7 protein-coding genes are annotated in these 9,825 nt (G+C 49.5%); 5 read left to right on the top strand and 2 right to left on the bottom strand.

What is annotated here, in order from left to right:
* Positions 1-1,328: PIG-L deacetylase family protein (locus ACTHUT_RS09595; RefSeq protein WP_440418755.1), on the top strand; the 1,328-nt coding region annotated here is incomplete at its 5' end.
* A 153-nt stretch (positions 1,329-1,481) separates the two neighbouring features.
* Positions 1,482-2,192, top strand: a complete 711-nt coding sequence (lpxH, locus tag ACTHUT_RS09590) for a UDP-2,3-diacylglucosamine diphosphatase (protein ID WP_431768207.1) — start codon at positions 1,482-1,484, stop codon at positions 2,190-2,192.
* A gap of 71 nt (positions 2,193-2,263) precedes the next feature.
* Here the strand turns inward: lpxH and serB are convergent, their stop codons facing one another.
* On the bottom strand, positions 2,264-3,094 hold the full coding sequence (gene serB / locus ACTHUT_RS09585) for a phosphoserine phosphatase SerB (RefSeq protein WP_250601279.1): 831 nt from the start codon (positions 3,092-3,094) through the stop codon (positions 2,264-2,266).
* Positions 3,095-3,655: 561 nt separating this feature from the next.
* Between serB and ACTHUT_RS09580 the strand changes: the two genes are divergently transcribed.
* The 3 genes from ACTHUT_RS09580 to argC all read left to right on the top strand — a co-directional run bounded on the left by ACTHUT_RS09580 (position 3,656) and on the right by argC (position 9,186).
* On the top strand, positions 3,656-5,851 hold the full coding sequence (locus ACTHUT_RS09580) for a TonB-dependent siderophore receptor (protein ID WP_250601281.1): 2,196 nt from the start codon (positions 3,656-3,658) through the stop codon (positions 5,849-5,851).
* Positions 5,852-5,989: 138 nt separating this feature from the next.
* Positions 5,990-7,693 (top strand): ABC transporter ATP-binding protein/permease, encoded by a 1,704-nt coding sequence (locus ACTHUT_RS09575; RefSeq protein ID WP_250601283.1) that lies wholly within the window; start codon positions 5,990-5,992, stop codon positions 7,691-7,693.
* Between the two features lie 446 nt (positions 7,694-8,139).
* Positions 8,140-9,186 carry an N-acetyl-gamma-glutamyl-phosphate reductase gene (gene argC, locus ACTHUT_RS09570; protein ID WP_250601285.1) on the top strand — a complete coding sequence of 349 codons (1,047 nt, stop codon included), beginning with the start codon at positions 8,140-8,142 and terminating at the stop codon, positions 9,184-9,186.
* Positions 9,187-9,262: 76 nt separating this feature from the next.
* On the opposite strand, the gene ACTHUT_RS09565 is transcribed toward argC, so the two are convergent.
* Complete coding sequence (locus ACTHUT_RS09565) at positions 9,263-9,538, bottom strand: hypothetical protein (RefSeq protein WP_250601287.1); 276 nt, start codon at positions 9,536-9,538, stop codon at positions 9,263-9,265.
* Positions 9,539-9,825 lie beyond the last annotated feature (287 nt).

The following is a 9,825-nucleotide window of genomic DNA, read 5'->3' as shown; positions in this document are numbered from 1 at the left end:
CTTCAATTATTCATAAAAAACAGTTTGCCTACAACACATACCAAGACTATAACTATCCATCCCTCCCCTCTACCGCGCATGCTACCCTCAAGGGTGGCAACCTGACTTTGCCCGCCACTATCCGCGGGCAAGATACCGTTATTGCCAAAATCCGCATCAAATCCACTTGGGCAGGATTGCTGGTATTGCCTTTTGTGGAAACCATTTCATCTAAAGGCAAATGGAAGCAATATTTCGAATACGGCGCAAAAGGCGTGCGCTATATCAATCTGAGCGACACCTTCTCCGACAGCGACAAAACCATCCGCCTGGAAGGCAAATACCTAACTTTGCCCGACCAAGAAATCGAACTCTCTGTTTATCCGCGTGAAAACCTAGACGGCAAAAAAATCCTTGTCCTCGCGCCTCATGCTGACGATGCCGAATTAAGCGCATACGGTTTGTACGAAAAACACGCCGCCAATTCAATGATCTGCACCTTAACTGCCAGCGAAGGCGGCAGCTTCCACTATGGTAATCTTTACAGCACATGCGACTTCGACACCCAGGCACAATATCTGCAAAAAGGCCGGATGCGCGTTTGGAACAGCCTGACCGTTCCCCTTTTGGCCGGCGTGCCGTCTGAAAACATCCTGCAACTGGGCTACTTCGACAGCACATTGACCGCCATGCGCCAAAATCCGGAAAAAGAGATTAAATCGACCAAAATCGATACGACCGATGTCGATATTTTCCGCAGTGCCAATACCTCCCCATTGGCGAAACATCTCAAGCCCGGCTCGACTTGGAACAGCTTGGTGGACAACCTTGGCTATCTGATAGAAACGTTCCAGCCGGATATTATCGTGACGCCGTCTCCCAATATTGATGTGCATCCCGACCACCAACATACTGCTCTGGCCGCCATCGAAGCCCTGCGTAAAATCGATTACCGCCGCGGCAATCTGTTTTTGCACACCATACATTATCTGAGCGACGACTTCCCTATCGGCAAAGTAGGGTCTTCCCTCAGCCTGCCGCCGCCCTCCGAGCAACCGTTCTACTTCCAAAGCATCCATTCCCATCCTTTGGACAAAGAGGAACAAAACCGCAAACTTCTCGCCCTTGATGCCATGAACGACATCCGCCCCAATTCAGACGGCTATATGCGTTGGAGTACCATGATATTCAAAGGCTTAAACAAACTGCGGCACCACGTCCTCCATCTCGACAAAGACTTGGTCAACCGCTTTGTCCGCAGCAACGAATTCTTCTATACCGTCCCCATCAGCGACTTGTACCAAGAAGAGACGCTGAAACAAATCACCTATCAGGGCAAAGCCCAATAAACTAGAAAGGCCGTCTGAAAAGATGTTTCAGACGGCCTTTATCACACCAAATCAAAACAATAAAATCACCGCATTACAAACGAAAAACACCAAGCCCAAATCCAAAAGCGACAACCCAAGTTATAATAAAACCCTTCCCACACGTCCCACATCATCATGCCGATTTACTTCATCGCCGATTTGCACCTGAGCGAATCCCATCCTCAGCTGACCGCACTCTTCCAAAAATTTATCCAAGAAAAAGCCGTTCACGCCCAAGCCGTATACATTCTTGGCGACCTTTTCGATTTTTGGATCGGCGATGACGAAAACAGCCCTTTGGTTCAAACCATCAAACAAACCATCCTCAGCCTAACCGAGCGTGGCATTGCCTGCTATTTCATCCATGGCAACCGCGACTTCCTCATCGGCAAAACCTTCGCCCGCGATACCGGCATGACCTTACTGCCCGAGTACGCCGTTATCGACCTGTTCGGCACACCCACCCTACTCTGTCACGGCGACACCCTCTGCACCGACGACCATTCTTATCAAAAATTCCGCCGTACCGTCCATCAAAAATGGCTGCAACGCCTGTTCCTACTCCTGCCGCTCACACTCCGACTGAACATCGCCACCAAAATCCGCAAGCAGAGCAAACAGGACAAACAACACAAAACCGCCGACATCATGGACGTCAATCCAGCCTTTACCCACGAAACCGTCCAACGCTTCCACACGCCCCTGCTCATCCACGGTCATACCCACCGCGAAAACATTCATCGCAACGCCGATTACACCCGCATTGTACTCGGCGACTGGCGCGATAATTACGCCTCCATTCTCGAAGTCGATGCCGAGGGCTACCGTTTTATCGCCTTATAAAACATCAGACCGTCTGAAAACCGGTTTCCCGATTGTTCAGACGGCCTGACTGACAAACACCCTCAAACGATTTACGCAAACCAACCGCGTATCCGCTCCAAACCACCAAAGCGCACACACGCATCCGCATTCGCTTCGGTTTTCGGTTTCGCCCGATAAGCAATGCCGAACCCCGCCTCCCGTATCATCGGAATATCGTTCGCACCATCACCCATCGCCACCACCTGCCACGAAGCCAAACCCAGACGCTCACGGTATTCACGCAACAAATCCGTCTTAGCCTGCGCATCGATAATCCGCCCTTTCAGACGGCCTGTCAGCTTGCCGTTTTCCACTTCCAACACATTCGCAAAATGGAAATCCAAGCCCAAACGCCGTTGCAGGCGTTCCGTAAAGAACGTAAACCCGCCCGACACCAGCATAAACTTCACATCATTCCGTTTGCACTCTGCCAACAAAAATTCCGCACCCGGCGAAAGCTGCAACACATTCTCGTACACCTCTTCCAACACGCGCTCGTCCAAACCGGCCAGCAAAGCCACACGCTTACGCAAAGACTGCTCAAAGTCCAGCTCGCCGCGCATCGACTGCTCCGTAATCGCTGCCACCTCATCCTTCAGCCCAACACCGGCCGCAATCTCATCTACACACTCAATCGTAATCAGCGTCGAATCCATATCGCTGACAATCAGTCCCAAATCAGCAAAAGCCACATCCGGCAACACCGCACCATCTATCTGCTGCGCAATCAACGCCGCACGCATATCGTCCGTCAATTCAAAATCATCATCAACCGGCACGCGCAACACCGACTTCCCTGATGGCGCAGACACCAAACTGCCAAATGCCGACCAGTCGCAAGCGCCCAAATCCCCATGTTGCAACACCAAAACTTTCTTCATCTCATTCTCCTCATACCCTAAGACCTTTACAAACATATCGGGTACACATTCAGCCTAAAACAACGAAACCGTATTTTTGCAAAGGCCTTAAAAAACCAAAACAGCATTATAGCCGAACAACCCCGGCAATTTTCAGACGGCCTGTAAACAATTCAACTAGAGCTACCAATACCAATCCCTGCATCAACTAAACAAGTCATGACTCAAAAATTTGATTTAGGACAAGCTGTTTAAAAAACTTTGCAAGCAACAGATAACTTGTTGTTGCTTTTTCTTACAGTTTCGATATAGTTCTTTATGGCTAGTTTGGCACTACCCCTTATATCTAGCTTTCATTGCATTCCCACCTCCATTCGTTGCCAACGGCTCCCTTTCCGATGGCAACCTTTTTTTGACCCGATGGTTTGACAATATTAAAATTGAATCAAATAAAATGATTCGAGGATTTATATTTAATTTTTAAAACAAAACGGCTTATAAAAAATAACGGCTCAATTTAAACAGATATTGCTGCCAATATTTAAAAACAAACAGACCTTTCTTTATCAAGGACCTCATAAAATGCATCATTCTGAAAAACTATTCAAACTGAGCACACTTGCCCTCTGCCTTGCCGCATTGCCCCAAGCCGCACAAGCTGCCGAAGAGGTACAACAGGTGGAATTAAAGCAGGTCAATGTGGTCGGCAAAAACCGCAGCCTGCGTACCGAAAATCGGAATGACTATACGACTTCGGCCATGAGTTCTACCACAGGACTGGCATTGACTCCGCGTGAGACGCCGCAATCGGTCAGCGTGATTACCAAAAACCAAATTAACGATCAAGGCATTACGACGCTGGCGGATGCGTTGAAAACGACGACTGGCGTAAATGTCGTTCGCCAAGGGAACCGCACCCATTTCCAAAGCCGCGGATTCTATATTGAAAAATTGGAAGAAGACGGCATGGCCACCACTATTGGTGCGCCGGGCATATTTGGCAGCCCCGCCAGAGATGGGCACAACATCACCGACCTTGCCATGTATGACCACATTGAAGTTGTGCGCGGTGCGGCCGGGCTGACCCAATCCAACAGCGCACCCGGCGGTACGATTAATGCCGTACGCAAAAAACCGACGACTAAAAAACAAATCAGTATGAATGGTTTAGCCGACCGTTTCGGCAAACGGCATATCGAATTGGATGCCTCGGGCACTTTAAGCTCAGAAAACCAATTCCGCGGACGTATTGTCGGCAGTTTTGATCATGACAAAACATTTCAGGATAAAGTGAAAGGGCAAAACAGCCTTCTTTACGGCGTTTTAGAAAAAGACATCGGAGAAAACAGCAAGGTTTCTGTCGGTGCGTACCGTATCGCCCAGCGCAACACCCCCAATCTCAACGGCTTGCCTTTATGGGAAGACGGAAGCAGTCTGCCGCGCGACAGCTATTTCGGTGCGGATTGGAATCATGGGCGATTCATCAAAAACGGTGTTTTTGCAGAATTTGACCACTACTTCAACGACAACTGGAAATGGAACAGCAAAATCGATTGGCGAAACAGCCACTCCGACCAAAGGTATGCTTTCTTAATGGCAGACAAAAGTGGATTGAAAGCCAATCAATCCATCGGTATTGAAGACCAACAGGCTTTCCGCTATCAGCACGACAGCAAACATCTGCATATTCAAAACAACCTGCGCGGCAAGTTTGAAGCCTTGGGTCAAACCCACGACATCTTCCTGACTCATAATTATTCGAAAGAGCGCAATACCCTGCACCATACCCGTATGCAGGCAACCGGCAGCTACGATCCATTTTCTGCCGTTATCCCCCAGCCGGACTGGGCTGCCGAACCATACAGCATTATGGACAGCAACAACCATTTCTATACGCACGCCCTTGCAGCAGGTGCCCGCATCAATCCTACGGAAAAACTGCATCTATTGGTAGGCGGACGCTATACCCATTGGAAACGCGACTTCAATTACAACTGGTCCCGTTATGCAGGCGCTCCGGACAATGATGCAAAAACCTATTCGGTCAAAAACAGCAAATTCATTCCATACATCGGCATCACTTACGATTTCATGCCGGGGCAAAGCCTCTATGCAAGCTATACATCCATCTACAAACCGACTCTGAAAACAAATGCAGACAACAGCTATCTCGCGCCCGAAGTCGGTAAAAACTACGAATTGGGTTGGAAAGGCGAATGGATGCAGAGCAAACTCAATACGGCCGTATCCCTGTTCCAAACCGATAACACCAACGTCGGCGTGCGTGTCAACGTTCCGGCCAGCGGCAACAGGAAACAGACTTTCTACTACGTTCCCGCAAAAGAACGCAGCCGCGGTGTAGATGCGGAAATTTCCGGAGCAATCGGCGCAAATTGGAAACTGTTTGCCGGCTATACCTACAATATCCGCAAAACAGAAAACCATCCCCATACCGAGGGCGATTTTGCCAACTGGACCCCAAAACACATTTTCCGCGCTTACAGTAGCTATACGCCGCCGTTTGCAAACGGTAAGTTAAGTATCGGTATAGGCTTGTCCAGTCAAAGCAAAACCAGCAGTAAGCTGCCCCAAGGCGGCTATACCGTTTGGAATGCCGGTTTGCAATACCGTCCGACCGACAATTTGCAACTGGGGCTGGCAGTCAACAACCTGACTGACAAACACTACTATGAAAACAACAGCAACCGTACAAAAAACTACGGCAACTTCTACGGCGAACCACGCAATGCCGTGTTCAGCCTGAAATGGAAAATGTAAAATAGCGGCAAATCGGGAGTGGATTGCCCTCCACTCTTCAAAAGCATATAAAAACTAATCATTGCTTATAAACAAGGCCGTCTGAAAACAAAATTCTGCTTTCAGACGGCCTATCACGCACATTTACAAGCATTCATCATGAATACGCTCAAAAAATTCTTTTACCTTGCCCGCCCTTTTTGGTCGGGGACACACGGTCGCCTCCAATGGCTGATGCTCGCCGTTTTGATAGGGTTTACCCTATTCTCTATTACCATCAGCGTTTGGATTGCCGCGTGGGACAAACGCTTCTACGACGCGCTGGCCGCGTTTGACGGCGCATCCATGCCTTCGCTCATTGTCGAATACCTCGGCTATATGGCGATGGTTATCGGCTGCATCGTCTGCGGCGACTGGCTGCAAAAACGCCTCATCTTCCGTTGGCGTACCCATCTGACCGAGCAATTTCAAAAAAACTGGCTCGAAGGCCACAAACATTACCGCCTGCGCCTGACAGGAGAACCGGACAACCCCGACCAACGTATCGCCGAAGACATCTATCTCCTCGCCGACAAAAGCATCGGATTGTTCCGCTCCTTCATCAATAATATTGCCAAATTCAGCGCGTTTGTCGCCGTATTGTGGACGCTCTCCGGCGTACAGACTTTCAACATCGGCGGATACAGCATTACCGTTTACGGCTACCTTGTTTGGGTTGCACTGATTTATTCCATCTTCAGCACCGTCATCGCCCATCTTGTCGGCCGCAAACTCAAAAACCTCAACATTGACCGCCAGCATCGCGAAGCCGACTACCGCGCAGCCCTTTTACGCGTACGCGACCATGCCGAACAAATCGCCTTCTACAACGGCGGCGAAGCCGAAACAGGCCGTCTGAAACAGCGCTACCTCCGCATCCGCGACAACTGGCGACGGCTGACTAACTGCGAATTCCGCCAAGAAACCTTCTGGGCGACCTATGTCCGCATCAGTATCTTCATCCCCATCCTCGCCACCCTGCCCATGTACCTCGCCAAAACCATGACCTTCGGCGACATGATGCAGACCCGCACATCGTTTGCCCGCGTTCAAGACAGTTTCGGATGGTTTACTGACGCATACCGCCGCCTGATTGAATGGGCGGCAGTCGTCGAACGCCTCTCCGGTTTTCAGACGGCCTTGGAACAAGCAGAACAAAAAAGCTCCTCCCTTCAGTCACACCAAGCAGCTTTGCCGCATCATAGCGGCAAGGTCGTCCTGCAAAACCTTACCGTTCACACCCAAACCGGCAGCCCCCTGCTTACCGACATCAACCTCGAAGCCCACGCCCCCGAATGGGTATTGCTCGAAGGCAGAAGCGGCATCGGCAAATCCACCCTGCTGCGCGCCCTCGCAGGCTTGTGGCCGTATTACCAAGGCAGTTTCGCCCTCGACGGCAGCCTCCTCTTTCTTCCCCAACGCCCTTACCTGCCTGCGGACACATTGCGTCAAACTGTCAGCTATCCCTATACGGCCTGCCAAGACGACCATTTGATTCAAACCGTCTTGGAACAAGTCGGCTTAAGCAGCCCAACGGGTAGGTTGCACACGTTGATGAACGATTTGGACACTTCATACGAATGGCACGGCATCCTTTCCGGCGGCGAACAGCAACGCCTCAGCCTTGCACGCGCGCTGCTGCACAAACCGCAGATCCTGTTCCTAGATGAAGCCACCAACCAGCTCGATGACGAATCCGCCCTGATGTTGATGCAGACCCTCAAGCAACATTTGCCCGATACTTTGGTCATCGGCATCAGCCACCAACCCAAAATTCAAGCACTGTTTGATAGCTTTCTGAATTTGAATGAAAAAATTATTTAAATGTTAAAATGTGCAAAACGCTTGCTTTCAATCCTAACAAGAGATATAGTACCAAGTAACTAGTTCTTATTGATGAGAGCTACTCCTTGGATACTTGCCTCCGGTTCTCCAACCCGGGGGCATTTTTTTGCGTTTTTATTTTGTGTCTGTATGAATAGGATAAAGACGAAATATAAAAGGTTTTCAAAACACGAGGCCTAGAATATTTATAAAATACTGACTATAAATAAAAAACACCAATCTCAAATCGATAGTTAAATAAAACCGCAAACCGCGTTTTCCCAAACTTTCAGGTCGTCTGAAATCCTCTCTCCAATATCGTCAATCCCATATTTCAGACGGCCTGTTTAACCCTCTATTGCAAAGCTTGGCACAAGCACCGCTGACCGACGGCAATTAATTACTATATAATCAAACGCATTGTTACCCTACAAAGGAGCCACACCATGACCACAAAAATTAAAATTGGTATCGTCGGTGCAACCGGTTACACAGGCGTTGAATTGTTGCGCCTGCTCAGCAGCCACCCCAACGTAGAAGTCACTGCCGTCACCAGCCGAAGCGAAGCCGGTATTGCGGTTACCGACTACTTTCCCAGCCTGCGCGGTATTTACGACCTTGCATTCCAAACACCCGAAGATGCCGGGCTTGACCGTTGCGACCTCGTGTTCTTCGCCACGCCCAACGGCGTGGCCATGAAAGAAGCACCGGCCCTTGTGGAAAAAGGCGTACGCGTGATTGACCTGTCTGCCGACTTCCGCATCCGCGACATCCCCACATGGGAAAAATGGTACAAAATGACCCATGCCGCGCCGCAACTCGTTTCCCAAGCAGTGTACGGCTTGTGCGAACTTTACAGAGACGACATCGCCAAAGCCATGCTGGTGGCCAACCCGGGCTGCTACCCTACTTGCGTTTCCCTACCCTTATTGCCGCTGCTTCAGGATGGCCGTCTGAAAGCCAACGCGCCTCTAATTGCCGACTGTAAATCCGGTGTTTCCGGTGCAGGCCGCAAAGCCAGCACCCACGCCCTATTGTGCGAAGCAGGCGACAACTTCAAAGCCTACGGCGTCGGCGGCCACCGCCATCTGCCTGAAATCCGACAAACCCTGTCCGGGCTGCAAGACCATGTTTCAGACGGCCTGATTTTCGTGCCACACCTTGTTCCGATGATACGCGGTATGCATGCTACCCTGTATCTGCACCTGCAAGAACATACCGATCCTGAAGCCTTGCTGCGCGAATACTACCGCGACAGTCCTTTTGTCGATATTTTGCCTTCAGGTTCGACACCTGAAACCCGCAGCGTGCGCGGCGCCAACCTTTGCCGTATCAGCGTTCAAAGAGCGCCCGAACAAGACGATGTATGGATTGTTCTTTCCGTCATTGACAACTTGGTTAAAGGCGCAGCCGGTCAAGCCGTGCAGAATATGAACATCATGTTCGGCCTACCCGAAACCACCGGCCTGGCTAATGCACCATTGATGCCTTAAGCCATCATTATTGAAAACACAAGGCCGTCTGAAACTTTGATCGTTCAGACGGCCTTTATCGATTCATTCACAAACATTACTCATACACCACGCCGGCAAGCATTTCTTCTTCATTCAAGTTGCCGTACTGTTGCTCCCAATCGTGGGTAGCCTCCACCATATCGCATTCTTTGGCAAAAGCCAGCAGCCTGCCGTCCATCTGCTCCAGACTCAAGCTGCCCAAGCGTTCGCATTCCGAAGCCGTCAGATTACCGTCCGCCTCATGCGCCTCCGAAGATCCGAAAGGCAGAGCAAAAAAACCCAGTACCAACGCCAGCAGCACCCAAAAAGTATTTTTACGCGAACGAGTCATTTCACACCTCTCATCATAATCATATAGCAGGTTTAAATCAGAAAAACTAAACCAAATAAAATTAAACTAAGAAAAATCGAATAGAAAATTACAAATATCGATTTATCTAAGACAAAACGAATAATACTAAGAAAAAATAGAATATGCAATACTTTTTCTTAGATTAGGTAATTTTTTTCTTACGATTTTATAAAAACTAAGGTAAAATACACTCAAATCGTCCAAACCATATAAAAAACATACCTCCATAAAGGCATAAACATGGATACCTTTAAAGACCGCCTGGC

This window comes from Neisseria sp. P0022.S010, assembly GCF_051956635.1.
The sequence above is the reverse complement of the archived record's forward strand: the minus strand, read 5'-3'. Positions and strand labels throughout refer to the sequence as shown.

Bases quoted from the DNA above. Each gene is read 5' to 3' on its own strand.
- serB (WP_250601279.1), bottom strand. From the start codon at position 3,094: ATGAAGAAAGTTTTGGTGTTGCAACATGGGGATTTGGGCGCTTGCGAC.
- ACTHUT_RS09580 (WP_250601281.1), top strand. From the start codon at position 3,656: ATGCATCATTCTGAAAAACTATTCAAACTGAGCACACTTGCCCTCTGC.
- ACTHUT_RS09575 (WP_250601283.1), top strand. From the start codon at position 5,990: ATGAATACGCTCAAAAAATTCTTTTACCTTGCCCGCCCTTTTTGGTCG.
- argC (WP_250601285.1), top strand. From the start codon at position 8,140: ATGACCACAAAAATTAAAATTGGTATCGTCGGTGCAACCGGTTACACA.
- ACTHUT_RS09565 (WP_250601287.1), bottom strand. From the start codon at position 9,538: ATGACTCGTTCGCGTAAAAATACTTTTTGGGTGCTGCTGGCGTTGGTA.